Annotated in this window: 30 protein-coding genes; 11 read left to right on the forward strand and 19 right to left on the reverse strand. The window is 48.5% G+C overall.

The window, feature by feature from the left end:
- Positions 1 to 25 precede the first annotated feature (25 nt).
- The gene (locus K6J72_RS00155; RefSeq protein WP_221279545.1) at positions 26 to 1621 is read left to right on the forward strand and encodes a methyl-accepting chemotaxis protein; all 1596 of its coding nucleotides are present in this window, start codon (positions 26 to 28) and stop codon (positions 1619 to 1621) included.
- Positions 1621 to 2352 (forward strand): uracil-DNA glycosylase, encoded by a 732-nt coding sequence (ung, locus tag K6J72_RS00160; RefSeq protein ID WP_221279546.1) that lies wholly within the window; start codon positions 1621 to 1623, stop codon positions 2350 to 2352. The genes K6J72_RS00155 and ung overlap by 1 nt, the downstream gene beginning before the upstream one ends.
- A 107-nt stretch (positions 2353 to 2459) precedes the next feature.
- Here ung and K6J72_RS00165 read toward each other — a convergent pair whose 3' ends face one another.
- From K6J72_RS00165 to K6J72_RS00250, 19 genes are all read right to left on the reverse strand, one after another.
- On the reverse strand, positions 2460 to 2981 hold the full coding sequence (locus K6J72_RS00165; protein ID WP_221279547.1) for a penicillin-binding protein activator LpoB: 522 nt from the start codon (positions 2979 to 2981) through the stop codon (positions 2460 to 2462).
- An 8-nt stretch (positions 2982 to 2989) separates the two neighbouring features.
- Positions 2990 to 3619, reverse strand: coding sequence for a penicillin-binding protein activator LpoB (lpoB, locus tag K6J72_RS00170; protein WP_221279548.1), 630 nt, complete (start codon positions 3617 to 3619; stop codon positions 2990 to 2992).
- Positions 3620 to 3675: 56 nt separating this feature from the next.
- Positions 3676 to 4284, reverse strand: a complete 609-nt coding sequence (locus K6J72_RS00175; RefSeq protein WP_221279549.1) for a hypothetical protein — start codon at positions 4282 to 4284, stop codon at positions 3676 to 3678.
- 8 nt (positions 4285 to 4292) lie between these two features.
- Entirely contained in the window at positions 4293 to 4796 is a 504-nt protein-coding gene (locus K6J72_RS00180) for an LPP20 family lipoprotein (protein ID WP_221279550.1), read from the reverse strand.
- Between the two features lie 58 nt (positions 4797 to 4854).
- Positions 4855 to 5472 (reverse strand): hypothetical protein, encoded by a 618-nt coding sequence (locus K6J72_RS00185; protein WP_221279551.1) that lies wholly within the window; start codon positions 5470 to 5472, stop codon positions 4855 to 4857.
- A gap of 21 nt (positions 5473 to 5493) precedes the next feature.
- Entirely contained in the window at positions 5494 to 5751 is a 258-nt protein-coding gene (gene rpsR / locus K6J72_RS00190; RefSeq protein WP_015107151.1) for a 30S ribosomal protein S18, read from the reverse strand.
- A 19-nt stretch (positions 5752 to 5770) separates the two neighbouring features.
- Complete coding sequence (gene ssb, locus K6J72_RS00195; RefSeq protein ID WP_221279552.1) at positions 5771 to 6193, reverse strand: single-stranded DNA-binding protein; 423 nt, start codon at positions 6191 to 6193, stop codon at positions 5771 to 5773.
- Complete coding sequence (rpsF, locus tag K6J72_RS00200) at positions 6186 to 6596, reverse strand: 30S ribosomal protein S6 (protein ID WP_221279553.1); 411 nt, start codon at positions 6594 to 6596, stop codon at positions 6186 to 6188. The genes ssb and rpsF overlap by 8 nt, the downstream gene beginning before the upstream one ends.
- 62 nt (positions 6597 to 6658) lie before the next feature.
- Positions 6659 to 6940, reverse strand: a complete 282-nt coding sequence (locus K6J72_RS08170) for a hypothetical protein (protein WP_260320592.1) — start codon at positions 6938 to 6940, stop codon at positions 6659 to 6661.
- Positions 6927 to 7643 (reverse strand): DNA polymerase III, encoded by a 717-nt coding sequence (locus K6J72_RS00205; protein ID WP_260320593.1) that lies wholly within the window; start codon positions 7641 to 7643, stop codon positions 6927 to 6929. The genes K6J72_RS08170 and K6J72_RS00205 overlap by 14 nt, the downstream gene beginning before the upstream one ends.
- A 25-nt stretch (positions 7644 to 7668) precedes the next feature.
- Positions 7669 to 7911, reverse strand: a complete 243-nt coding sequence (locus K6J72_RS00210; protein WP_221279554.1) for a hypothetical protein — start codon at positions 7909 to 7911, stop codon at positions 7669 to 7671.
- 17 nt (positions 7912 to 7928) lie between these two features.
- Complete coding sequence (locus tag K6J72_RS00215; RefSeq protein WP_221279555.1) at positions 7929 to 9005, reverse strand: DNA methyltransferase family protein; 1077 nt, start codon at positions 9003 to 9005, stop codon at positions 7929 to 7931.
- On the reverse strand, positions 9002 to 9793 hold the full coding sequence (locus tag K6J72_RS00220; RefSeq protein ID WP_221279556.1) for a shikimate dehydrogenase: 792 nt from the start codon (positions 9791 to 9793) through the stop codon (positions 9002 to 9004). Before K6J72_RS00220 ends, K6J72_RS00215 begins: the two co-directional genes overlap by 4 nt.
- Positions 9793 to 10377, reverse strand: coding sequence for an SH3 domain-containing protein (locus K6J72_RS00225; RefSeq protein WP_221279557.1), 585 nt, complete (start codon positions 10375 to 10377; stop codon positions 9793 to 9795). Before K6J72_RS00225 ends, K6J72_RS00220 begins: the two co-directional genes overlap by 1 nt.
- Before the next feature lie 2 nt (positions 10378 to 10379).
- A complete protein-coding gene (gene purM, locus K6J72_RS00230) occupies positions 10380 to 11345 on the reverse strand; it encodes a phosphoribosylformylglycinamidine cyclo-ligase (protein ID WP_221279558.1) in 966 nt (321 codons plus the stop codon).
- Positions 11345 to 12409 carry a microcin C ABC transporter permease YejB gene (locus K6J72_RS00235; RefSeq protein WP_221279559.1) on the reverse strand — a complete coding sequence of 355 codons (1065 nt, stop codon included), beginning with the start codon at positions 12407 to 12409 and terminating at the stop codon, positions 11345 to 11347. The genes purM and K6J72_RS00235 overlap by 1 nt, the downstream gene beginning before the upstream one ends.
- Complete coding sequence (locus tag K6J72_RS00240; protein WP_221279560.1) at positions 12409 to 14193, reverse strand: extracellular solute-binding protein; 1785 nt, start codon at positions 14191 to 14193, stop codon at positions 12409 to 12411. The genes K6J72_RS00235 and K6J72_RS00240 overlap by 1 nt, the downstream gene beginning before the upstream one ends.
- Positions 14190 to 15173 carry a tryptophan--tRNA ligase gene (gene trpS, locus K6J72_RS00245; protein WP_221279561.1) on the reverse strand — a complete coding sequence of 328 codons (984 nt, stop codon included), beginning with the start codon at positions 15171 to 15173 and terminating at the stop codon, positions 14190 to 14192. The genes K6J72_RS00240 and trpS overlap by 4 nt, the downstream gene beginning before the upstream one ends.
- On the reverse strand, positions 15170 to 15868 hold the full coding sequence (locus K6J72_RS00250) for a methyltransferase (protein WP_221279563.1): 699 nt from the start codon (positions 15866 to 15868) through the stop codon (positions 15170 to 15172). Before K6J72_RS00250 ends, trpS begins: the two co-directional genes overlap by 4 nt.
- An 83-nt stretch (positions 15869 to 15951) precedes the next feature.
- Here K6J72_RS00250 and secG point away from each other — a divergent pair, with 83 nt between their 5' ends.
- The 9 genes from secG to K6J72_RS00295 are packed head-to-tail and all read left to right on the forward strand — an operon-like array spanning position 15952 to position 24067.
- Positions 15952 to 16428, forward strand: coding sequence for a preprotein translocase subunit SecG (gene secG, locus K6J72_RS00255; RefSeq protein ID WP_221279565.1), 477 nt, complete (start codon positions 15952 to 15954; stop codon positions 16426 to 16428).
- Between the two features lies 1 nt (position 16429).
- Positions 16430 to 16987: a ribosome recycling factor gene (gene frr / locus K6J72_RS00260; RefSeq protein WP_221272368.1), complete on the forward strand. Its 558-nt coding sequence runs from the start codon at positions 16430 to 16432 to the stop codon at positions 16985 to 16987.
- Between the two features lies 1 nt (position 16988).
- Positions 16989 to 17588 (forward strand): orotate phosphoribosyltransferase, encoded by a 600-nt coding sequence (pyrE, locus tag K6J72_RS00265; protein ID WP_221279567.1) that lies wholly within the window; start codon positions 16989 to 16991, stop codon positions 17586 to 17588.
- Positions 17589 to 17593: 5 nt separating this feature from the next.
- Complete coding sequence (locus K6J72_RS00270) at positions 17594 to 18007, forward strand: RDD family protein (protein WP_221279569.1); 414 nt, start codon at positions 17594 to 17596, stop codon at positions 18005 to 18007.
- Positions 18008 to 18049: 42 nt separating this feature from the next.
- Positions 18050 to 20059, forward strand: a complete 2010-nt coding sequence (gene ppk1 / locus K6J72_RS00275; RefSeq protein WP_221279571.1) for a polyphosphate kinase 1 — start codon at positions 18050 to 18052, stop codon at positions 20057 to 20059.
- Entirely contained in the window at positions 20049 to 21074 is a 1026-nt protein-coding gene (pyrD, locus tag K6J72_RS00280) for a dihydroorotate dehydrogenase (quinone) (RefSeq protein WP_221279573.1), read from the forward strand. The genes ppk1 and pyrD overlap by 11 nt, the downstream gene beginning before the upstream one ends.
- On the forward strand, positions 21071 to 22414 hold the full coding sequence (locus tag K6J72_RS00285; RefSeq protein ID WP_221279576.1) for a M16 family metallopeptidase: 1344 nt from the start codon (positions 21071 to 21073) through the stop codon (positions 22412 to 22414). The genes pyrD and K6J72_RS00285 overlap by 4 nt, the downstream gene beginning before the upstream one ends.
- Before the next feature lies 1 nt (position 22415).
- Entirely contained in the window at positions 22416 to 23294 is an 879-nt protein-coding gene (dapA, locus tag K6J72_RS00290; protein WP_221279578.1) for a 4-hydroxy-tetrahydrodipicolinate synthase, read from the forward strand.
- Positions 23291 to 24067 (forward strand): enoyl-ACP reductase, encoded by a 777-nt coding sequence (locus K6J72_RS00295; RefSeq protein ID WP_221279580.1) that lies wholly within the window; start codon positions 23291 to 23293, stop codon positions 24065 to 24067. Before dapA ends, K6J72_RS00295 begins: the two co-directional genes overlap by 4 nt.
- The last annotated feature ends 6 nt before the right edge of the window (positions 24068 to 24073 follow it).

The raw sequence follows: 24073 nt of genomic DNA on the forward strand, positions 1-24073 counted from the left end.
ATATAACAGATAAAAGGGCATATAGGTGTTAAAGAGCATTAAGGCTAAGATGACCGCTTATATTCTCGTTGCATCCTTGCTTGTGATTAGTGCGGTGTATTTCTTTTTGCGTACGGGGTATGAAAGGCTCACCACCACCCAAAGCTTGGCTTTGATCCAAGTCATCAACCAAGCACTCATCAACATGGTTAAAGAAGCGGCGCTCACGGGTGATCCCAACCAATTAAGAAAAGTCGTGAAAGACAGCCAAGGGATTCAAGGCGCGCATGTCAACTTTGTCCCCTCTCAGGAAGTGATCGATCTTTTTGGATTAAACATGGGCTTTACCACAAACCCTGAAATGCGCCGCATGTTCGAGCGTAAAAATACGACCCCTATTATCCATTTCATTAGAAAAGACAATAAGCACCTGATTTTATTGCGCCAACCTTTTGTGGCCGAACAACTCTGTTTAAGTTGCCACACCAACTCAAAAATAGGGGATGTACTCGCCATTTTAAATGTACAATTTGATTTGAGTAATATTTATGGGCAAATTTTCATACACACCCTAAAAACTTTGGGCTACATCTTGGGGCTGTGTGCATTCATCGGGGTTGTGGTGTTGTGGCGCTTTGAAAGCGATTTGTTTGGGCCCTTGGGGCGTTTAAAGAAAATGGCAAGCATGCTGACGCAATCCAAACAAGCGGATTTAACCCAGCGCCTAGAGAGCAGTAAGCTGGATGAGGTGGGGAGCACAGCGCATTTCTTCAATTTGTTCATCGAAAAGTTGCAGGGCATTGTCAAAAACTCGCGCAGCATTTTGATGTCCAACATCTCCACAAACCACGCCATCCAAGACACCACACAAACCCTTAAATCCACAGAAACCCACGAGGACACCATCATCCAAACCATGCGAGATTTGAGCCAAAATGTGGATGAGAGTGCCAGCCAAGCCATGCAACTCTTGCAGCTAGCCACAGACAAAATCAAGCAGGCTGACGACTCCATGCTCACTTTTAGCCAAAACATCAACCAGCATGTACAACTCTCCCTCAACTCCGCCCAAAGCCAGAGCGCGATCGCTCTAGAGGCCAAGGACTTGACCAACAGCGCTGCCGACATCAAAAGGGTGCTGGGTCTGATTAGGGACATCGCAGAACAAACAAACTTATTGGCCCTAAACGCCGCCATTGAGGCGGCTAGAGCGGGCGAGCATGGCAGGGGCTTTGCCGTTGTGGCGACAGAGGTGCGTAAACTTGCCGAGAAAACACAAAAATCTTTAGCAGAGATTGCAAGCATGGTGAATATGGTGACCCAAAGCATCGAGCACATGGGCTCTAGAATCCAGCAAATGGCAGTTGAATCTGAGGATTTGTCCCAGCAAACCTCCGGTCTGCTCCCCCACATTAAGACCGTGCAAGACAGCTTGTCCATCTCTAACCAAACCGCCACACAGGCGATCACCAGCAACCAGCAAATCGGACAACAAATCAAAGAAATGGCAGGGGCCACACAAAACTTAGTAGACATGTTTTCTAAGATCAAGACCCAGCGACTCAGCCTAGAAAAAAATATTCAAGAAATACTTGCCAACAACGAGCAACTCAACCAAGAGTTTTCTAAGTTTGAAGTCTAATGCTGCACTACATCTTAACCCGCTTGCAAAACACTGCTTGGTTTGGGCTCTTAGAGCCCTTGAGTCAAACCCCCACTTTTAGCACCCTTGAGCACAACTACACAGCAAGCCTAAGGCAAGCCCAAGCGCAAAACACGCAAATCTTTCCCCCCATGCGCCAAATTTTTAGGGCTTTTGAAGAAACACCCTTTGAGAAACTCCACACGATTTTACTAGGGCAAGACCCCTACCCGGGTACTTTTAAACACGAGCACCAAGAAAAGCCCTTTGCTTGTGGGCTAAGCTTTAGCGTACCACGCATGGCACCTCTACCCCCAAGTTTGCAAAACATTTATAAAGAATTGCACGCTAGCCTAAACACGCCCCTAAGTAGGCATGGCGATTTGAGGGCATGGGCAAGTCAAGGGGTGTTGCTTTTAAATTCTATTTTAAGCGTGCCTAGGGGGCAACCTAAGGGACATGCCCATTTAGGCTGGGAGAGTTTTACAGACGGGGTTTTAAGCGCACTCTCACAGCTGGAGCGTCCTTTGCTTTTTATCTTTTTAGGCAAAGTGGCGCAAGAAAAGAGGAAAGTCTTGACACACAACCCCAAGCATTTCATGTTGTGCGCCCCGCACCCAAGCCCTCTAGCCCAAGCCCGCCCCCCTACTTTTTTAGGCAGTGGGGTTTTTAAACAGGCACAAGAGTTTTTACAAGCCCAGAACATCCCTATGGATTGGGCGTTGGATTAGGGTTGTTCCAAAATGCATTGGGCAAGGGGTGCTTTGTAGTTTGTGGGTGTGTTGGGCGAGAGTGGGTGCAATCAAGGTTAAACCCCACCCATTAAAAAGATTTAGAGCTAATGGCTGATGGGAAACTCCCCACTCCACACCTGTAGCCCCGTGGCGATTTTCACCACCTCTATCTCCAAAACATAGGTGGCGTGCTGGTTGTCTTGACGCTGCACCACCGAAACATTTAAGAAAAGGCTGGGGGGTTTGGGGGTGGTTTGGGTGTTACGCATCTGCTCGGTCTGCTTGATGGTGTTATCCTCGCTATCGCCTTCCACAACCGCCCTTTTGGCAAAGAAGCGGTCTTTCCCCATCTCTTGCAAGGTTTTGAGCACCATTTGGGTGAGCTGCTCGGTGTTTAGGCGTTTTTTAGTTCCGTTCATCACATCCACGACTCCAAAGACCGCCCCTTGTAATTGTTGGATTTGTGGGCTTTTGAGCATCGCGCCTAGAGCACTCTTGGTCGTGGCCACAATGGCATCGCTTGTGGGCCAGGCGTGTTTGGCTGTAGGTGTGGGGGTGCTATTACAACCCACAACTCCCAAACTAAAAGCCCCAGCCAGCAAAGAAATTAAAAACCTTTGGCGCATGTTGCCCCCTACCATGAAACGGCTTTATTGCTCCCTAATTTGGTGATGGGAAACTCTCTACTCCACAATTCTAACCCGCTTTTAATGCTGACAAGGCGCAAAATAAAGATGTAGTCGATGCGCTGTTTGCTTGAGCTCACGCGGGCATTGCGCTGGATCACCTTACCACTTAGGCTCAAATCTGGGGCTCTTAGCGTGCCTTTTTCCTGCGTGGTTTCTTGATTAAACTCTGCATTGTCGCGCAATTTTCTAGACTGCTCGATCGTTTTGTCCTGATTGCTTTGGCTACCCGCAACCCTTGTTACATAGAACTTGTCCTGTACCTTGTCTTTGAGGGTTTGCAACACCATTTGGGTGAGTTGTTCGGTGTCAAAGTGTTGCATGGTGTCGTTGATGACATCTGCAACTTGGATCACCTTTTTGCCTTGTAATTGCTGGAAATCAGAGCTTTGCAACATAGAAGCCACAGCAGTTTTGGCGGCATCCTCCACATCTTGGTAATCCAGCCCCACAGTGGCGTATTTCTTGTCGTTTAAATCTTTTTGGGAGGCGTAGGTTACATCGTTGCCGCAGCCCGCAACCGCTAAAGCCAAGGCCCCTGCCACGCAAAAAACCACAACTTTTCTACTGAACTCCATCGTTTAAATTCTCCCCTTTCTGTTCTGCTTGTTTGCTTAAATTTGCTTAAAGTTTCTTATTTTGGACTTGTTTGTTCTTTGGACATGTCTGTCTTTGGCGCGCTCGCCTTGTGTGTGGGTGCTGTTGGTTTGGGTGCTTCTGTCTTCGATGGGCGCACTGTTGCCTTTGGCTCGGATTCTACCGCCTTTGGCGCACCCTCTTTAGCCCCTTGATCTTTAGTTTCTACCTTTTTTTTGGGCTCTATTGCCTGAGCCGGGGTTTTAGGCTCTTGGGTCTTCGGCTCTGTGGGTTTTGGAGTGGACTCTTTGGGTGTCGCTGTGTTTGGTGTCTTTGTGGCCTGCGCCTGCGCCACATCCACACTAAACAAGACATAGACCCTAGAAGCCCCCACCCACTTAGATTCTAGGCGTGTACCCACCAACTCTACCTGTCCGCTGGCCTTAGGGTTTTTCGCCAAAACCCAAGCCGCCATTTTGTCCTTAGCTTTTGTACTTGCTAAATTCACGGCGTAATCTATGTCGCCGCTCGCAATGGGCGCACCGGCACAGGCCAAGAGCTTGCCGCCCTTAATGTAGGCTTCAGTAGGGCAGTTTTGTACCCAAGCGGGGTTGGCCGCACAGCCCAAGAAAGGCAACAAAAAACTCCCTAACCAAAACTGTTTCACTTAAGCACTTATTGTAAGCCCAATTCTTGGCGTACTTTAGAAACAACGCCTTGATCGAGCCCATAAAGAACCCAAACCTTGTCCTTACCCACCCAGCGCGCTAAAAGTTTTGTGGCATTCAGCACTTTATCGACTTTCTCACCCACATCCACACTGCTTGTGTTGTTCATGCTGTTCCCATCGCTCGCCTTGTGGCTTTGCACCTCTTTGGTGAGTTCGGTTTTGAGGTTAGACGCTAAATTTGCTTTAGCGGCGGCGGCGGCTTGATCGGTCGCAAAAGACACATCCCCGCTCACAATGTCGTACTCTCCCCGACCCAAGAAAACGCTGGTGTACTCTTTGTTGTGCATTTTAATCTCGTTGAGATCGCCCACGACCCACTTGGGCGCACCCTTGGTTTCTTTGCGGTATTCTTTATTCTCTTTGCTGACCCCTGATTTGGGCTCACCGCACCCCACGATGATCAAAGCCCCCACAACGCTCCCTAGTAACAACCACTTTTTAGCACGCATGCCAGCTCCTTGTTTTAAAAATAAAGCCCTATCCTAGCACAAAAACGACAACTAAAACCTAACGGCCTGCTTTGGCGTGGGGTTCAGCGTGCAAAATGGGCATTTCAGCTTTCCACAATTCTTGCCCACTTTTACCATTCACCAAACGCAACACTAGCATGTTTTCCACACCCTCTTTGGTGGTGTTTTGCACCAATTTCGTACCTAAAACTAGGTGAGGGTGTTTGGCAGTCTTAGCGTGGGGTTCAACCACAATGAATTTCTTCTGATCTTTCAGCACCGCCTCTTCGGCCTGTGTAAGTTTTTTCATGTCTATTTGCTCTTTTGTGCTGTTCGCAGGTTCAAGCATCAGGGTTTGTTGCCCCTTGATTTTTTGCACCTTGGGGTCTTTTAACATCTCTTCCACAGCACTTTTAGCCACTAAAGCGACATCTTCATCTGTCAGGGGGATGGCTTTAGCGGCGGCGTGGCTTTCCTCAGCTTGGTTGGCCAAGCTTGTAGGTTTGCCCTCCTCTTTTTGTTCCTCGGGTTTTTTCACTGGTTTTTCTGCCTCCGGTTTGGGGGCTTCTTTGTGGCTCTCCTCTTTTTTAGAACCGTGATCTTCCTTAGCTTTGTCGCACCCGGCTAGAGCTAAAGCTGTGGCTAAACCTAGAAACACTAACTTTTTAGAAACCATGTTTTTCTCCTTGTTTTAAAATTAAGACAATCTAAAAGGGTTATCCACCACTTTTTTGCGATCCACCACATAGGGGATCAACGCCATGTGGCGTGCCCTTTTGATCGCCACTTCGACTCTCTCTTGCCACTTTTTACTATTGCCTGTCAAGCGGCGGGGCATGATTTTATAGCGCTCCGACAAGGAGTGTTTCAACAACTCCAGATCCTTGTAATCGATGAACTCAATCTTGGCTTCCGTGTATTTGCAGTAGCGCTTCGAGTATTTCTTTCTTTCCATTTACTTCCTTTAGTGTAGTTTAAAAGGGCATGTCGTCATCAACATTGATCTCGGGGATTTTCTCTTCCCGCTTATGGGCTTGGCTTTGGTGGCCCTGTGGGACTTGGTTGTTTTGGGGCTTGCTCTCCAACATCACTAAATTTTCCACCACCACCACATGCCTGCTGCGTTTGTTGCCCGCATTGTCCGTCCAACTCTCAAACTTCAAACGCCCCTCAATGAGTACCTTAGACCCCTTGTGTAAGTATTGTTGGGCGATCTCTGCCGTGCGCCCGAATAAATCGATGTCCACAAAGCAAGTTTCCTCCCCCTTGCTCCCATCTTGCTTTTTGAAAACATGGTTTGTGGCAATCCCCCCCTTGCCCACCACAAGCCCACTGGACAAGTGGCGTACTTCTACATCTTTTGTGAAATGCCCGACAAGAGTGATCTTGTTATACACCTTGGCCTTCTGTGGGGGCTTCTTTGGGGGTCTCTTTGTGGGGCTTTTCAGGCACAGCGTGCAGGATTTTCTTGCTTGCCCGATCGACTAAAGTGTGCCATGCTTTTTGCTCTTTTTTGTTTTCGTATTTCAAAATGATGAAGCGCAAGATGTCCTCATTGATACGATACAGTCTTTCAAGCTCCAAGACGGCCTTAGGCTCGGCTTGGAAGTAAATGACAAAGTAGTAGCCCCTTTTATGCTTTTGAATCTCATAAGCCAAATGGCGTGCACCCATATCCAGCGTGTTCGCGATCACGCCCCCCTGCCCGGTGATCACCTCCTGGTAGAAAGCGATTTTGCTTTTTAATTCCTCTTCCACTAAAGTGGGTTTAAGGATAAACATTGTCTCATAATGCTTCAAAAACTCTCCTTTTGGTTTGCGCCCTTTTACCGCGTGAAAAGAGCAAGGTTAAGCCTAGTATTCTAGCGGATACAATCTTGTATTTTGATTAAAAAATGCCAGCTTCTTTCTCTTTGCCCTTGCAAATTTGCGCTGTGCCAACCTTGCAATAAACTAAAGAGCGTGGCGTAATCGGCGACTTGAAAACAGCGTTCTTTGAGTTCTTTGACAATGGCGGGCGGAGGGGTGTAGCCTAAAATCTCTTTGGCTTGGGGCTGCCCCTTTTGGCTGTAAGCATAAAAGCCAAAGAGTTGATAAAAATACCGCCACAATGCCCTAAGCCACTCGCCCTCATCCCCCCTCATTTTGCAGCCGCCCCCACAGCTCCAACACCCCCTTTTTGGCAAACAAGGCGTTTAAAAATCCACCCACCTCCACAGCCCCCATGCCTTGCACCAAATCCCGCACCTCTTGCAAGCCTACACTTTGTCCTACTAAGGCTAATTTTTCTAAATCCCGATACACCAAGCGCAAATCAAAATTATGCCCCTCTAAGAGCAAGTTTAGGGCTTCTTGCTTGATTGTTAATTGCAACTCGTGGATTTTCTCTTGCGCCAGCTCTAAGAGTGTGCCATAGGGAGGGGTGAAAAAACGCACTTCTAGCACCAAATCTTTGAGTCCGGCATGTTTAAAATTTGCGCCAAATTGCCGAAAGTCTTGGGCGTATTCGCTTTGGCTCTTTGCCCCCCGATAAAACTCAATGATTAGGGCGCTTTGGGGATTCTTGGCTAGAGAATCTAAGAGTTTTTGGGTGTCTTTGGCACTCAGTTTTTTATCAATTTTGAGCCACACTAAGTTGCCCTTAGCAAATAAACTAGATTGCCCTAGCCACTCCAAACACTCGTTTAATTGAAACTCGCCAAAATACGCCCGATTGACTTGTGCCTGTGGGTAGAGTTGGGCTATTTTTCTTCCATAATACTCAATGTAAAACTCCCACTCACCATAGAGCAACACCGCCCTAGGCACACGGGTTTTTAAGTAGTTTTCTAGGTCTTTTTGGTACATGTTTGCCTCAAATTGCTAGGTTAGTTTAGTCTAAAGGCTCTAGTAATTTGGCTTGTAACCGGTAACCCAGCCGCCTCACCGCACTTAAAAAATCAAAATCTGCCCCTTCTAATTCGGGCAAGTCTATCCCCTTAGACTGCGCAATGTATGCCAAAACACTTTTAAACTCCGCCTCACTCTCCAAATCCTCTAAAACCGCATTTAAGAGAGCTAAACGCCGTTTATCTGTGCTTAAAAGTTGCCCCACATTTAAAGGTTGAAACTCCATAAAACTCCCTTCTTTGGTTAATTTGCCACATAATGCTCCCCTAGCAAATCTCTAAAATATTTCTTGATTTTAGGGCTTACCTGCTTATTTTGGCTTGCCTCAATGAAGTCGTTTTCTAAGGCTTTAAAACTTTCAAAGTTAAAGAAAATGTCGCAGTTGCGTAGGTAGTAGGGGATGTGGGGGATTTGGGTTTTAAAAATGTCAATGTAGCAATAAAGGCTGTATTTTTGGGGGCTCACTAAAACGCTGTGTGCCTTTTGGGTGGGCATAAAGGTCTTAGAGCGCGCCAAAGCGTTGATGTCTCTTAAAGGGTAGAAAAACACCTGTGCTTCTTGGACTTTTTTGGCGTTGGGGTATTTGTCGATGTGGGGGGTGATGGGCTCTAGGTCTTTGAGCCTAAAACTCTTGCCCTCTAGAGTGTTAAAGCTAAAATTGGCGATAAAGCTAAAATCCATGCCCTGTTTGTCCCTGGCATAAAGGGCTAAGATGATGGGAAAGGGGGCGAGCGATTTAGGGCAAAAGATTTTAGAGCTAAGGATACAAGCGTCTTTTAGGCGGTAGTTTTGTCTAAACCCCTTTAGGGCTTGGAAATTTGTCTTTTTGATGAGATAAGATAAAGGGTGCAAGACACAGACAAAATCCGCTTTGAGCAGGTCGTAAGAGCGTAGAAAACTAAGCCCTAAATCCCTTGCCTTTAAAAGGGGATCGGTGTCTATGGGGGCTGTTTTTAGAGATTGGCGCACTTGTGAAGTGGTGTCGTTGTAGGGGGGGTTGCCCACAATGGCGAGCTTATCGCTCTTGGCAAGCCCTAGAATCTGGCGGCTGCAACCTCTTAGGGCATTTGTGTGGATTAAATGGGCACTGGGGGCGTTGATTTTGGCTTGCTTTAGGGCGGTCAAATCCCTATCCACTCCGATCACTCTTTTAAAGCCCTCTTGTGTGAGAAATGCCCCCGCCCCACAAGCACTATCTAATAGGCAATACCCCTTAGGCTGCAAATGGGCAGTCAGCATGGCAAACGCTTTGTGCACTAAAAAGGGTGGAGTGTAGAAACTGCCTAGATTGATTTTTTCAAGGGGGCTTAAATGGCTCAATGCAGCACTTCTTGCATGGTTGCTAGCACTAGGGGGCTGTTTAAATGGGGGACAAATTGGGCGAAACTCAGCACCGCCTGGGCGACAAGCATCGCCTTGCCATCAAAGGTCTTTAAATGGCACTCTCTAGCTAGGCTTAAAAAGGGGGTGTTGTGGTAAATGAGATCGTAAGCGTGTTTAGCTTGTTTAAAAAGGGCTTTTAATAAACTCTCTTCACAGGGTAGGTTGTTGTCTTTGAGCCCTGCGGTGGTGGTGTTGATGATTAAATCGTAAGCGTCTAGGGGGCAGTCTTGGCTTAAAAAGCTAGGGATATTTTGGGCTTGAAAATAGGCGAGTTTTTTTGCACTTCTGTTACACACGCTCACCGCAACGCCCCTTGATTTTAAGGCGCACACCACAGCCCGCGCACTGCCCCCCGCCCCTAAGATCAAAGCCCTAGAAACATGAAGCCCCTTTAAGGGGGCTAAAAAGCCCTCTATGTCGGTGTTGTAACCCACCACCTGCCCCTCTCTTAACACCCAAGTGTTCACCGCTTGGACTTCTTGAGCGAGCCCCTCCACTTTGTCGCTCAAATGAAACGCCACTTCTTTAAAAGGCGTGGTGATGTTTGCCCCAAATAAGCCCAGCTCTAAAAAACGGCTCTTTAAATCTTGGGGGTTTTCTAAGAGTATGGGGTGGTAGTTGCCCCTAAAACCCAATTCTTTTTCATAGCGCACAAACACGGCGTTGTGGAGCAGGGGGGATTTGGAGTGGGCGATGGGGTTGCCAAAGACGGCGTAATGACGCATCACTGATCCTTTTTTAAGAGTTGCAAATACACCCAACCCTTATCAACCCGGCCCCAACCCTCTTTGACCTCTAAGACACGCACCTCTTGCCCTCGTAGGATTTTTACCACCACAGGGGCGTGGGTGCTAGGTTTTGCGCGTACATTGACGGCACTCACACCCACATGGTAGATGGTGTAGGGGGGTTCTTTTGCGCCCTCTTTGGCTTCCGTGCTTTGTTCTTTAGTGGTGGGCTTTTGCGCATCTTTGGCGGTGGCTTCTTGAGTCTGTTTGGTTTCTATGGCTTTAGCTTCTTTTTGCGCTTCTTGTGTGGTGGCTTGTTCTTGTACCTTTGTGGGCTCTTTTGTTTCTTTGGGAGCTTTAGTCTCTGTTGTCTCTTTGGTTTCTGTGTTTGTTGTGGGGGTTGCCCCTTTGGGGACTTGTGCTCGTTCTGTGATTTTTTCTTGCGCTCTGGGGGTTTTTATCTGCGCTTGCTCTGCGCCCTTATGCTTAACCTGAGCGATAAACACCCCCACATACACGCCTAAACACAAAACCACTACACCCAAACCATAGCCGTATAATTTAAAAAATTTCAACGCCATATTCACTCCACAAATGTAATTTCTTGCGCCCCACTTGTGAGTGTGCCAAGATAGAAGCCCCCCGCTTTTTCTAATGCCTTTAAATTTTCACAAGGGGCGATCGCCACCATCCCCACGCCCATGTTAAACACCCTTAAACACTCCGCAAAGTCTAAATGCCCTAAGAGCCATCTAAACACGCTCAAACGGGGCAAGGCTTTTAACTCAATGTGTGCGCTGACATTTGGGGGTAAAATGCGCTCTAAATTGCCCTTGAGCCCGCCCCCCGTGATGTGTGCTAGGGTGTGGATTTTATCCTTCAGGGCAAGTAAAGGCGTGTAAAGCCTTGTAGGGGTTAAAAGCGTGTCCAAACTCGGGGCGTTGTGTGGCTGGCTCTTTAAAATTTCTCTCACCAAAGAAAAGCCATTGCTATGCAGCCCACTGCTTTTAAAGCCCACTAAAATATCCCCTGCTTGGATTTTGTCCTTTTTGCTTAAGTCGCTTTTCTCTGCCACGCCCACGCAAAAGCCCGCCAAATCAAACTCACTCGGGGCATACACCCCGGGCATTTGGGCACTCTCTCCGCCGATGAGCGCACAGCCCGACTCTTTACACCCAAATGCCATGCCTTCAATCAAGGCTAGAGTTTGGCGTGGCTCTAGCTGGCTCGTGGCAAAGTAATCTAAGAAAAACAGAGGCTTGGCAAAGGCACAGATTAAATCGTTGAGATTCATCGCCACCAAGTCTAACCCTAAGTTAAACAGCTGGTGGGTTTCTTTAGCAAGTTTTAATTTTGTGCCTATGCCATCGGTGCAAGAGATCAAAACGGGTTCTTTGTAGCCACTAGGCATGGCATAAGCCCCAAAAAACCCCCCCACGCCCTGTAAAACGCTTTGATCGTATGTTTGGCTGGCTAGGGGGGTGATGGCTTGTATCAGTGCTTTTGCCTTGTCTAAATCCACGCCGCTTTGTTGGTAAGTCCTCACCATCAACGCCTTTCAAAGTCAATACGGGGATCCACAAGGGCATAGGTCAAGTCGCTGATGAGATTGACGAGCAAGCCTAACAGTGTGAAAATGTAGAGCGAGCCAAAAACCACGGGGTAATCTCTGTTGATCAAGCTATCAAAGCTCAGTAGTCCTAGCCCGTCTAAACTAAAAATGATCTCAATCAACAAACTCCCACTGAAAAACACCCCCAAAAAGGCGCTGGGAAACCCGGCAATAACCAAGAGCATGGCGTTTCTAAAGACATGCCCGTAAAAAATGCGATTTTCGCTAGCCCCCTTTGCCCGAGCGGTGGTTAAATACAACTTGCCCATTTCGTCCAAAAACGAGTTTTTGACAAGCAAGGTGAGGCTGGCAAAGCCCCCGATGCTCATACACAGCACGGGCAGGGCAATGTGCCATAAATAGTCCTTGATTTTGCCAAAGGTGCTTAGGGTGTCAAAATTGTCGCTGACCAAGCCCTTTAGGGGGAAAATGTGCCAATAAGTGCCCGAGGCAAAGAGCACAATCAATAAAAGGGCAAAGATGAATGAGGGGATCGCATTTGCCACCACCACCGCCACACTGCTGGCAATGTCAAAGCCCGAATTGTTGTGTCTTGCTTTTAAAATCCCCAAAGGGATAGAGATGAGATAAATGAGTAGTGTGCTGAAAAAGCCCAAAGAGATCGACACGGGCAACTTCTCTTTAATCAAATCGAGCACCCCGATTTGGCGGTAAAAACTCTGCCCAAAGTCAAAACACAGGTATTTTTTTAACATGATCACATAGCGTTGCCAAAGGGGTTTGTCAAAGCCATAGAGTTTCGTGAGTTCTTTGTAAAGCGCGCTGTCCATGCCCTGTGCCCCCTTGTAACGGCTTTCGCTCAGCTGGTTTTCTTTGAGGCTCAAGCTCTTGCTCTCTTGGTTGGTGGCGTTTGTGAGCTTTGCCATCATTTGCTCCACAGGCCCGCCGGGCGCACTTTGGATGATGAAAAAGTTTAAGGTGATGATTCCAAATAAAGTGGGGATCAAGAGCAAGAGCCGTTTTAGGGTGTAAAAGAGCATTAGGGCTTTCTCTCTAAATTTTTATCCCACCACAAATAAGGCGAAAAGCCATAGGGGGGGTTTTTGAGCATGGCGATCTTGTCCCAATAGGCGATGCGCCAAAAGGGGGCATGGAAGTGGGGGATGACATAAAAACCCCACAAGAGCACCCTATCCAACGCTCGCACAGCAGATATTTGGCTTGGGCGGTCTTTGGCTTTAATCACCATGTTAATTAAGCCGTCAATGGCCCGGTTGGCAATGCCGGCGTAGTTTTGGCTACCCGGCTGTGTGGCGCTGCCACTTCCCCAAAAATAGCGTTGCTCATTACCCGGGAATAAGGATTGCCCGACACTGCCGACCACCATGTCGTAGTCAAACTTTTTGATCCGCCCCATATACTGGCTCAAATCCACCCTTTGGATTTGCATGGTGATCCCCAAAACTTTTAAATTTTTGGCATAGGCTAGGGCTAATCTTTCAAAGGCTTGGTTATTTAAAAGCATGGTGAAAATAAAGGGCTTTTTGCTCTTGGCGTTGATCAGCTGGTTATCTTTCACGATATAGCCGGCTTGCCTTAAGAGGGCTTGGGCGTGTTTTAAATTCTCCCGCCGATTTTGCCCGAGTTTCACTGCTCCGTTTGTGCGTGGCACAAGGTAGGGTGTGGTGAAAATGCGGGGGTTGTACTTTTCTAGCTCGGGTTTAAACTTCTCTAAGTCTTGCAATTCTTGCCCTGTGGGCAAGCCACTAGAGGCAAAGATAGAGTTGCTAAAATAGCTGGTGGTGCGTTTGTATTGTGAGAAGAAGAGATTTTTATTTGCCCACTCAAAGTCAAAGGCGTAAAAGAGGGCTTCTCTCACCCGAATGTCTTTAAAAATCTCTCTTCTGGTGTTCATAAAAAAGCCCTGCATCCCTGCAGGCAAGGCGTGTTTTAATAAAACCTTATGGATACGCCCACTAGAAATCCCCTTACCCACATAGCCCCTTGCCCACACTTTCGCCGTGCTTTCAAACCGCCAATCGTAAGCCCCACTCAAAAACGCTTGCAAGGCGACCGAGTCGTCCTTGTAATAGTCAAAACGCACCAAGTCAAAATTATATTGCCCCTTTTGCACGGGCAAATCTTGCGCCCAATAGTTTTTATTGCGTTCATAAGTGATTTGCTTGCCGATGGCAAAGGATTTAATGGTGTAGGGTCCGCTAGACACGGGCATCAAAAGGGGGTTGTTAAAATCGTGGGTGCCAAAGAAGTGCTTAGGCAAAACTTGTAATTGCCCTAAGATTAAGGGCAATTCGCGGTTGTGGGTGTTTTTAAAGGTAAATTTCACATGCCATTTGTCTAGCACGATGGCTTCTTGAATGTCGCTGTAATATTGCTTGAAAACGGGGCTGCCCTTTTGCATGAGAATGTCAAAGCTGAACTTCACATCGCTGGCTAAAATCGGCACGCCATCGCTAAATCTCGCCCTTTTGTCGATCCCAAAAATGACATAGGCATTGTCCTTAGCCACTTCTATGTCATTGGCGATTAGGGCGTATTCGGCATAAGGTTCGTCTAGGCTTTGGGCTAAAAGCGTGTCATAGACAAGCTCCAAACCGCTTGCCTTCGTGCCCTTGAGTAAAAAGGGGTTTAGGCTATCAAAGGTGCCTAAAGCGTAGTTTTTTAAAAGCCCCCCTTTAGGGGCGTTGGGGTTGGCATAATTAAAATGTGTGAAGTTTTGTTGGTATTTGGCCGGCTCGCCCAAAGCGATGAAAGGGGCAGCACCTAGCCACGCCCCACACACAGCCCACGCTAAAAATTTCACACCAAACCCATCAGCTCTTTGGCTTTTGTGTAGGTCGCCTGTGCTAGGGGGCGTACTCGAGCACACCCCTCATTTAGCACCTTTGTAACATAGTCAGGGCTAGCCTGCAGGCGTTGGTGATTCTCTTGTATGGGGGCTAGGGTGGCAACTAATAGCTCAATCAAGGCGTTTTTAAAATGCCCATAGCCCTTACCTTGAAACTCATTTTCTATGGCTTCACGGCTCAGGCCGCTTAAATTCTCATAAATGCAAAGCAAATTAAGTAGCCCTGCCCTTGTGGGGTCAAAGGCAACCACGCCTAGCGAGTCGGTGGTGGCTTTTTTGATTTTCTTAGCAATCAAGTCGGGGGTGTCTAGCAAAAACAAGGCGTGCAAGGGGGCTTTGTGCGATTTGCTCATTTTAATGGTGGGGTCGTCTAAGCCCATCACCCTAGCCCCACTTGGGGCGATCAAGGGCTCGGGCACGACAAAGCACGCCCCAAAATCTCGATTAAAGCGTTGGGCTAGGTTTCGAGCAAGCTCTAAATGTTGCTTTTGGTCTTCGCCCACGGGCACGGCGTTGGTTTGGTAAAGCAAAATGTCGGCTGCCATTAAAACCGGGTAGGCAAACAGCCCTGCGCTCACCTGATCTTGTTTTGCGCCCTTGTCTTTAAATTGGGTCATGCGATTAAGCTCGCCCATGCCCGCCACGCAATTTAACAGCCACGCTAACGCCCCATGCTCATCTATTTGGCTTTGGATAAAGAGGCTAGACTTTGCAGGGTCGATCCCACAAGCTAATAAAAGGGTCGCCATTTCTAGGCTTTGGGCGCGCAATTCTTTGGGGTCTTTGGGGATGGTGATGGCATGGGCATTGACAATACAAAAGATATTTTCATAGCTGTCTTGTGCCTGCACCCATTGCTTGATCGCCCCTAAGTAGTTGCCTAAATGCACGCCCCCGGTGGGCTGGATGCCCGAAAATACCCTAGCTTTACTCATGCAAGCTCCCCGATGAAGAAAATGGCTTCATAGCTTAGGCTATGGTAGGGGACATTAAATTTTAAAGATTTCGCCTTGCCAAAAGGTAAAGCTCCGCCCCCGAGTAGTCCGCCCCTTTTAAGTTGTTGTAAAAAACTCTCTCTATCGTTAAATTCTTGTTTAAATGTTTCCACCCACATGGTTTGTTTAAACCCCTTAAAACTTTGCTCTAAAATGCCACACACTTCTTTAGCTTCCCTTAAGGGCGAATGCGTGTTTAAAAAGGTGTGCAGCTCGTGCAGGCTTGCGCTCGTGTGGATGGCTAGAGCCACCCGTTTGCAACTCTGCGCCAAATGCCCACACACCTGCGCCAAATTCTGCGCCCACTGCAGGGACGATGCGCTGATGGCTAGGTCGCTGGGCACAAACTCTGTGTTTTCAAAGTCTACGCACTCTAGGCGCACACTCTTAGCACTTGGGCTAGCTGTGGGGTGTAAGGAGAGCATTTGGGCTGAAATGTCTAGCCCCACAAATGTGTCCACTTCCACCCCCAAAGCGGGCAAGGCTTTGAGCACGGTGCCGCTCCCACAGCCCAAATCAAGCACCCGCCCATAACACCCGCACGCCAAAGGGGCGAGCAGGCGTTCAACGATGCGTTTTTGCACACTTGAAAACTCTGCGTAAGTCTTGGCTCTCTTGCTAAAAGAGTGGCGCACCTCTAGCCCCCTTTGCTAAAAGTCCTAATTTTAATAAAATTTTGCTAAAATCGCCATTTAATCCTTGCACTTTGGAGCGTGTGTTGAGTAGTCTGTTCTTGGTCTTACAGATTGTGCTGGCCGTGTTGATTGTCATTGTGGTGTTGTTGCAAAAAAGTTCAAGCATCGGGCTTGGGGCGTACAGCGGGAGCAACGAGTCGCTCTTTGGGGCAAAGGGCCCGGCAAGTTTCATGGCAAAAGCCACGATGGTTTTAGGCTTTTTATTTTTAAGCAACACCATCACCCTAGGCTACTTTTACAATAAAGAGTACAACATTAGCCTGGTTGACAACGCCCCTAAAGCTGCCCCCCTTGTACCCTTAGTGCCTAAAAACCCCACGCAAAACAATCCCTTGAGTAACCCCTTACTCTTGCCTAAAACCGACAACCACCCCCTAGCTGTGCCCTACAAGAAAGAAAAGCACAATTTAATCCCCTTGCCCGAGCATAAAGGCACACTTAAAGTTGCACCCAAACAAGGCACAGAAACCAAAGAAACCAACAAAGACAAAAAGGACTAACATGTTAGAAGACATTTACAAGCACACCAAAGAGCAAATGCAAAAGAGTTTGCAAGCCTTGAGTAAGGATTTCACGACTTTACGCAGCGGGCGGGTTTCTATCAGCTTAGTCGATCATGTGCGTGTGGAGTATTACAACACCCCCACGCCTTTAAACCAAGTCGCTTCTGTGATCGCCACAGACGCTTCTACCATCACCATCACCCCGTGGGAGAGGGGGCTTTTAAAAGACATTGAAAGGGCGTTGCAAGAGGCAAATATCGGGGTCAATCCCAGCAATGATGGTGAAAATGTCAAACTCTTCTTCCCCCCAATGACCATGGAGCAGCGCAAAGAAATCGCCAAAGACGCAAAGGCGATGGGTGAAAAGGCGAAGGTCGCTATCCGTAATGTCCGCCAAGAGGCGAACAACCAAATCAAAAAGCTAGAGAAAGACAAGGCGATCAGCGAGGATGAAAACAAAAGAGCGTTGGCTGAGGTGCAAAAGTACACCGATGACTTCATCAAGAAAATTGACGAACACACCAAAGCCAAAGAAGAGGAAGTCCTAAAGGTCTAACATGGATATTCGCAAAATCTACACCGATTGCGGGGCGCTCTTAGAGGGGCATTTTCTGCTCTCTAGTGGCAACCACTCTAATTTTTACTTGCAATCGGCAAAGGTTCTAGAAGACCCTAAAATCGCTTCTGAGTTAGCCGAGGCACTAGCGGTAGAAATCCAACAATCCAAGCTAGAGATCGACACGATTTGCTCGCCGGCTTTGGGGGGGATTTTAGCCGGCTATGAGTTAGCCCGGGCTCTTGGTGTGCGCTTTATCTTCACCGAGAGGGTGCAAGGGGAAATGGTGTTGAGACGGGGCTTTAGCGTGCAAGAGGGCGAAAAGGTCTTGGTCTGCGAGGACATCATCACGACAGGCGGGTCGGCGATGGAGGCGGGGGCGTGTGTGGAAGGCTTAGGGGCAAAAGTCGTGGGCTTTGCCAGCCTTGCCAATCGGGGTATATGCCAAAGGGGCTTAAAGCCTACACACAAAGAAGCGTGTAAATTGCCTGCCCTGCCTTTTTTTACCCTAGCGGATTTTAATTTTGACATGTACCCGCCTGAAAATTGCCCGTTGTGTCAGCACAGTCAGGCTATCAAACCGGGCAGTCGGGGCAATTAAAGGGCGTGCTCGCACAAAACTTTAAAGCCCTGCACGGGTTCGAGCGCATCAAAGCCTTCATCACGGATTTGTTCATGCTCTACACCCCGCTTTTGTATGTTGTTACTTATGTCATTTTAGGCTCAGCGCAGGCCTTTAGACAAAATCAAATGGCGGTGTTTGCGTGTGTGGCGGGCTTTGGCTTGCTCTCTAGCGTGTTTTTGTGCGTGGGTGGACAGACCCCGGGGCTACGCTATGTTGGGCTAAAGTTGGTGTGTGCCAAGAGCCGCGACAAGGTGGGCTTTTTTCGGGCATTGTTGCGCTTTTTTGTGTGGCTGTTGGTGGCAAGCACGCTGATAGGTCTGCTCTTGCCCTTAATGCGCCCTAACATGCGGCTTTGGCACGACGCACTTTGCAACACCGCCATGCAAAAGGTTTAATTCTTTTGGCTAACATGCGCCCTTTAGGTGTGGAGATGACAAGTGTATTTTAACCGAGAACTTTCATGGCTGCGCTTCAACACAAGGGTTTTAGACCAAGCTTGCGATGAAGGCTTGCCCCTTTTGGAGCGGTTAAAATTCTTAGCCATTTATGGGACGAATTTAGACGAGTTTTACATGATTAGGGTGGCAGGCCTAAAGCACCTGGCCGACAACAACATGACAACCACAAACCTAGATGGCTTGAGCCCAAGAGAACAGCTAGAGCGCATCCACGCTTATGCTGCTACTGAGCAAAAAATCGTGCAAAAGCAGTTTTTGGGCTTGAAAGAGTCTTTAAGTAAGCATGGCCTAAGCTTAAAAAGCGTGGCAAGCCTGCCCATCAAACACCACCCCAAGCTACAAGACCACTTCCACAAACACCTTTACCCCATCGTGGTGCCAACCTTGCTGGACCTAAACCGCCCCTTCCCCTTTGTACGCAACTTGAGCTTTGGTTTGGTCTTTGAGTTGGAGCGCAAGGACGGGGAGATCGTCTATGGGGCAGTGAAAATCCCCTCTTTGCTCAAGCGCTTTGTGGAAATCGACACGGGCGTGTTTGTGGCGGTGGAGGAAATCGTGCAAAAATGCGCTCCCTTGTTGTTTGAGAGTTACACCATCTTGGAGAGCATGGTCTTTAGAATCACCTGCAATGCCGACATGGAAATCATCGAAGACGAGGGGCATGATTTGGTCGATCGCATCAGCGAGGGCTTACGCACACGGGATCGGGGGGAAGCGGTGCGTTTGGAGGTGGGCGGGGGGAGTGTGCATTTGCGCCAAATTCTAAGCGCACAAATGCCCGGCGTTACCTTGTACCCCAGCCGCATTTTGTTGGACTTGGGGCGTTTGTGGGAGTTGGTGGGGCTAAAGGATTATGCCCATTTAAAAGCCCCCGTGTTCGTGCCTAAGATTTTGCCCCCCTTAAGCGGTATTGGCTTCTTGGAGAGTCGGGCATTCTTCGATCTGCTCGATCAGCAAGACATTTTGCTCTTCCACCCTTATGAGAGCTTCGATCCCATTGTGCACTTCATCCAAAACGCCGCCGAAGACAAGGATGTCGTTTCCATCCGCATGACCTTATACAGAGTGGGTAAAGAGTCGCCCATTGTCAAAGCCCTCACAGAGGCTGCACCCTATAAGCAGGTGAGCGTGCTTGTAGAACTTAAAGCCCGCTTTGATGAGGAAAACAACTTGCATTGGGCACGGGCCCTAGAAAATGCCGGAGCGCATGTGATCTATGGGGTGTCTAATTTGAAGGTGCATGCAAAGGTGGCGTTGGTGGTGCGTAAGGTGGGCGATAGCCTAAAAGAATATGTCCACATCAGTACAGGCAATTACAACACGCTTTCAGCCAAGGTTTACACCGACTTGAGCCTGCTGAGTGCCAACCCCAAAATCGCGCACGACACCTTAAAGCTCTTCCACTCTCTAGGCACAGGCGTGAGCGCGCAGACACATTTAAGCACGCTTTATATGGCCCCCAAACAAATTAAAAGCAAAATCCTAGCCCTCATCGCCCACGAAATGGTCTTTAAGCGCAAGGGGCGGATCATTTTTAAGGTCAATGCGCTCGTGGATAAGGACATCATTGATTGTTTGTACAAAGCTTCGCGAGTGGGAGTGAAGATTGATTTGTTAGTGCGAGGGATTTGTTGTTTGCGTCCACAAATGAAGGGCTTTAGCGAGAACATTCGGGTGTTTTCCATTGTGGGCAAATATTTAGAACACGCCCGTATTTATTACTTCGCCCACGACACGCACAAGCTGTATTTCTCAAGCGCAGACATGATGCCCCGCAATTTAGAAAAACGGGTGGAACTCTTGGTCCCTGCCACATCTAAGGCAATCCAACGCAAAATGTTACATATCCTGCATTTGCAACTCAAAGACAACGCCCAAACTTATGCCTTGCAAGCGGGGGGCGATTACATCCGTCTGGCCCCCAAAAAGACTCCTTTAAATGCCCAACTTCTGTATGAAAAGATTGTGAGCGCTGCCGATGACACCTAGGTGGTTGTTTGCCCTAGAGGCTGAGAGGGTGCACGCCCTCGTGGGGTTTGGCTTAAAAATTTGGGGCAAGTTGCCCCGCAGTCCTCAAATGCCAAACCCCGCTTTGGCGCAAAAGATTTTAGGCTTAAATCTGCCTAATCCCATCGGGCTTGCCGCCGGCTTTGATAAAAACGCCACCATGGTGGCGGGTCTTAGCCGCTTGGGTTTTGGCGCAATAGAGGTGGGCACACTCACGCCAAAAGCTCAGCTGGGCAACCCCAAACCTAGGGTTTTCCGCTATATCCCACAGCAGAGTCTACAAAACAGCATGGGTTTTAACAACAAAGGGGTGGCAAAGGCGGCGCAAAGGCTGGAGAATTTGCCCCCCCTGCCTTGTCTTATCGGGGTGAATTTAGGCAAGAACAAGGACACCCCCCTAGAAAACACCCTAAGCGATTATGAAAAAGCATTAAAGGCGAGTTTAGGCGTGGGGGATTACTATGTCTTCAATCTCTCCTCGCCCAACACCCCGAATTTGAGAGATTTACAAAACGAAAGCTTTGTGGATGAACTCTTTTCTATGGCAAGAGAGCGCACCCATAAGCCCTTGTTTTTAAAAGTCGCCCCAGACATGCCAAGCGATGGGCTTTTAGCAGTGTGTGAAAGGGCGATAAAGGCGGGGGCAAAGGGGATCATTGCCACCAACACCACGATTGACTATTCACTGCTGCCTGGGGCGCGCCAAAGTGGGGGGCTGAGTGGTCGGGTGTTAGAGGCAAAGGCTAGGGTAGTGTTTGAAGAGATCGCTAGGGCGTTTTTTGGGCGGGCTGTTTTGGTGGCCGTGGGGGGGATTAGCGATGCTAAAGAAGCCTATGAGCGGATTAAAATGGGGGCTAGTTTCTTGCAGATTTTCACAGCTTTTATCTACCAAGGCCCAACAATTTGTAGACAAATAAACCAAGATATAGTAAAATTGCTCCAACAAGATGGGTTGAGCTCAATCCATGAGGCTGTTGGGATTGGACAAAAAAGATGAAGGGCTTGGGTCGTTTTTTTGTTTTAATTTTAATACTAGGTGGTTTCATGCAAGCAGCGCAAGCGACAGAAAAACTGAGTATGCGTACCTACTTGCCCCACTACGAGAGCATCACTCTTGACAATGGGTTGCAAGTGGTTGCCGTGCCTTTGGCGAATAAAAGCGGGGTGATTGAGGTGGATTTGCTCTACAAAGTTGGCTCAAGAAACGAGCGCATGGGCAAGAGTGGGATCGCCCATATGCTCGAACACATGAGCTTTAAAAGCACCAAACACCTCAAAGATGGGGAATTTGACACCATCGTTAAGGGCTTTGGTGGGGTCAGCAACGCCTCCACGAGCTTTGACAACACCCGTTATTTTATTAAAGCGAGCAACGCCAATTTAGACAAGTCTTTGGAGTTGTTTGCCGAAATGCTAGGCTCTTTACAGCTCAAAGAGGACGAGTTTTTGCCCGAAAGACAGGTCGTGGCCGAAGAGAGATTGTGGCGCACTGATAACTCCCCACTAGGCTATCTCTACTTCCGCTTTTTCAACACCGCCTTTGTCTACCACCCCTACCACTGGACTCCCATCGGCTTTATGCAAGACATACAGCATTGGACAATCCAAGACATTCGAGAGTTTCACGACACCTACTACCAACCCAAGAACGCCATTTTATTGGTGGTGGGGGATTTAGACCCTAAAAAAGTCTTCGAGCAAGCTAAAAAACACTTTGCAAGTATCCCCAACAAGAGCCAAACCCCCATCCCCGAGGTTTACATGCAAGAGCCTATCCAAAATGGCTTGAGAGAAACCGTGATTCACAAAAAAGACCTGTCCTTAGAGTGGCTGGCGATCGGCTGGAAAGTCCCCCCCTTTGCCCATAAGGACCAAGTTGCCCTGAATGCCCTAGCCAAGCTTTTGGCCGAAGGGGATAGCAGTTTGTTGCGTAAAACTTTGGTGGATCAAAAACGCCTAGCCTCCCAAGTCTTCGCCCAAAATATGGAGCTCAAAGATGCGAGCGTGTTTTTATTCATTACAGGAGCGAACCAAAATGTCGAAGCCGCCCAAATCAAAAAGGAGATTTTGGCGATCCTAGACAACATCAAGCATGGCGGGATCACGCAACAGCAATTAGACAAGGTGAAAATCAACAACCGCGTGGATTTCATTGCAGGCTTGGAAGATTCCTCCGATGTCGCCGAGATGTTTGCCGAGTACTTGACTCAGGGCAAGATCGAGGACATTGCCCGCTATGAAGAGGAATTTGAAGCCCTAGAGGTCAAAGACCTCGTACGGGTGGCAAATGAGTACTTTAGAGATGAAGCTTACAGCGTTGTAACGCTAAAGCCCTAACATGCACGCCTTAAGTGCTCTAATCACCCCTTTTAAGCCGGATTTAAAGGTCGATGAGGCGACTTTTGCTTCCCTCATAGAAAGGCAAATCAGGTTAGGCATGGATGCTTGTGTGCCCACAGGCACCACGGGCGAGTCAGCAACCTTGAGCCACGAGGAGCACATGCGTTGCATTGAAATCGCCACACAAATCTGTAAGCCCAAAGGCGTGAAAGTCTTGGCCGGAGTGGGTAGCAACGCCACGAGCGAGTCGATCATGTTGGCTAAGTTCGCCCAAAAAGCAGGGGCCGATGGGATTTTATGCGTGAGCCCTTATTACAACCGCCCCACACAACAGGGCTTGTTCGCACATTACAAGGCGATCGCGCACTCTGTAGACATCCCCTTGATCTTATACGATGTTCCCGCCCGCACAGGCACCCAAATCGCCATAGAAACCGCCGTGAAACTCTTTAACGAAGTGCCTAATGTTGTCGGCATTAAAGAAGCGTCAGGGCAAGCCCAAAGGTTAGTGGATTTTGCCCACTTTGCCCCCAAGATGCAGATTTACAGCGGAGAGGATAAGTTAAACCACATCATCATGGCAAGTGGCGGTGTGGGGGTGATCTCGGTTACGGGCAATCTCTTGCCTGATAAAATCTCTGCTCTTGTGAAGGCAAATTTACAAGGCGATCTAGCCGGCGGGCAGAAAATCCATGACGAGCTGTACGCCATCAATGGCGCGCTTTTTTGCGAGAGCAACCCCATTCCCATTAAAGCTTGCATGCACATGGCGGGCTTGCTAGAACACTTAGTTTATCGCTTGCCTTTAGTGCCGCCAAGCCAAGAGAACATGCACTTTTTAGAAACGATCTTAGAAAATTATGAGGTATTGAAATGAGTATGCAGGGCAAGACTTTAGTCATCAGCGGAGCGACCAGGGGCATAGGCAAAGCGATTTTATACCGATTCGCCCAAAACGGGGTCAATGTGGCGTTCACCTACAACAAAAACGAAGAAGAAGCCGCCAAAATCGCCGCAGACCTTGAGGCAAACTGCCGCGTGAAAGCCAAATACTACCGCCTAGACATTTTAGAACCCGAACAATACATTGAGTTGTTCAAACAAATCGACACAGACTTTGAGAGGGTGGATTGTTTCGTATCTAATGCGATCATTTATGGGCGTTCTGTGGTGGGTGGCTTTGCCCCCTTCATGCGTTTAAAACCCAAAGGGCTTAACAATATCTACACCGCCACCGTGTTGGCCTTTGTCGTGGGGGCCCAAGAGGCAGCCAAACGGATGAAGTTAGTTGGCGGGGGTTCGATCGTGTCTTTGAGCTCTACGGGCAATTTGGTCTATATGCCCAATTACGCCGGGCATGGCAACTCCAAAAACGCCGTAGAAACGATGGTGAAATACGCCGCCGTGGATTTGGGCGAATTTGGCATTAGAGTCAATGCCGTGAGTGGCGGGCCCATCGACACAGACGCGCTCAAAGCCTTCCCCGACTACGCCGAGATCAAAGCCAAGGTGGAAGAGCAATCCCCCCTAAAACGCATGGGCGATCCCACAGACCTAGCCGGGGCGGTGTATTTCTTATGCGACCCCGAACAGAGCGCGTGGCTGACCGGGCAAACCATCGTTGTAGATGGGGGCACCACTTTTAAATGAAATCTA

Source organism: Helicobacter sp. NHP19-003 (assembly GCF_019703305.1).
Taxonomy (GTDB): Bacteria; Campylobacterota; Campylobacteria; order Campylobacterales; family Helicobacteraceae; genus Helicobacter; species Helicobacter gastrocanis.

Bases quoted from the DNA above. Each gene is read 5' to 3' on its own strand.
- ung (WP_221279546.1), top strand. From the start codon at position 1,621: ATGCTGCACTACATCTTAACCCGCTTGCAAAACACTGCTTGGTTTGGG.
- K6J72_RS00165 (WP_221279547.1), bottom strand. From the start codon at position 2,981: ATGCGCCAAAGGTTTTTAATTTCTTTGCTGGCTGGGGCTTTTAGTTTG.
- lpoB (WP_221279548.1), bottom strand. From the start codon at position 3,619: ATGGAGTTCAGTAGAAAAGTTGTGGTTTTTTGCGTGGCAGGGGCCTTG.
- K6J72_RS00180 (WP_221279550.1), bottom strand. From the start codon at position 4,796: ATGCGTGCTAAAAAGTGGTTGTTACTAGGGAGCGTTGTGGGGGCTTTG.
- K6J72_RS00185 (WP_221279551.1), bottom strand. From the start codon at position 5,472: ATGGTTTCTAAAAAGTTAGTGTTTCTAGGTTTAGCCACAGCTTTAGCT.
- rpsR (WP_015107151.1), bottom strand. From the start codon at position 5,751: ATGGAAAGAAAGAAATACTCGAAGCGCTACTGCAAATACACGGAAGCC.
- K6J72_RS08170 (WP_260320592.1), bottom strand. From the start codon at position 6,940: ATGAGGGGGGATGAGGGCGAGTGGCTTAGGGCATTGTGGCGGTATTTT.
- K6J72_RS00205 (WP_260320593.1), bottom strand. From the start codon at position 7,643: ATGTACCAAAAAGACCTAGAAAACTACTTAAAAACCCGTGTGCCTAGG.
- K6J72_RS00210 (WP_221279554.1), bottom strand. From the start codon at position 7,911: ATGGAGTTTCAACCTTTAAATGTGGGGCAACTTTTAAGCACAGATAAA.
- K6J72_RS00220 (WP_221279556.1), bottom strand. From the start codon at position 9,793: ATGCGTCATTACGCCGTCTTTGGCAACCCCATCGCCCACTCCAAATCC.
- K6J72_RS00225 (WP_221279557.1), bottom strand. From the start codon at position 10,377: ATGGCGTTGAAATTTTTTAAATTATACGGCTATGGTTTGGGTGTAGTG.
- purM (WP_221279558.1), bottom strand. From the start codon at position 11,345: ATGGTGAGGACTTACCAACAAAGCGGCGTGGATTTAGACAAGGCAAAA.
- K6J72_RS00235 (WP_221279559.1), bottom strand. From the start codon at position 12,409: ATGCTCTTTTACACCCTAAAACGGCTCTTGCTCTTGATCCCCACTTTA.
- trpS (WP_221279561.1), bottom strand. From the start codon at position 15,173: ATGAGTAAAGCTAGGGTATTTTCGGGCATCCAGCCCACCGGGGGCGTG.
- frr (WP_221272368.1), top strand. From the start codon at position 16,430: ATGTTAGAAGACATTTACAAGCACACCAAAGAGCAAATGCAAAAGAGT.
- pyrE (WP_221279567.1), top strand. From the start codon at position 16,989: ATGGATATTCGCAAAATCTACACCGATTGCGGGGCGCTCTTAGAGGGG.
- pyrD (WP_221279573.1), top strand. From the start codon at position 20,049: ATGACACCTAGGTGGTTGTTTGCCCTAGAGGCTGAGAGGGTGCACGCC.
- K6J72_RS00285 (WP_221279576.1), top strand. From the start codon at position 21,071: ATGAAGGGCTTGGGTCGTTTTTTTGTTTTAATTTTAATACTAGGTGGT.
- dapA (WP_221279578.1), top strand. From the start codon at position 22,416: ATGCACGCCTTAAGTGCTCTAATCACCCCTTTTAAGCCGGATTTAAAG.
- K6J72_RS00295 (WP_221279580.1), top strand. From the start codon at position 23,291: ATGAGTATGCAGGGCAAGACTTTAGTCATCAGCGGAGCGACCAGGGGC.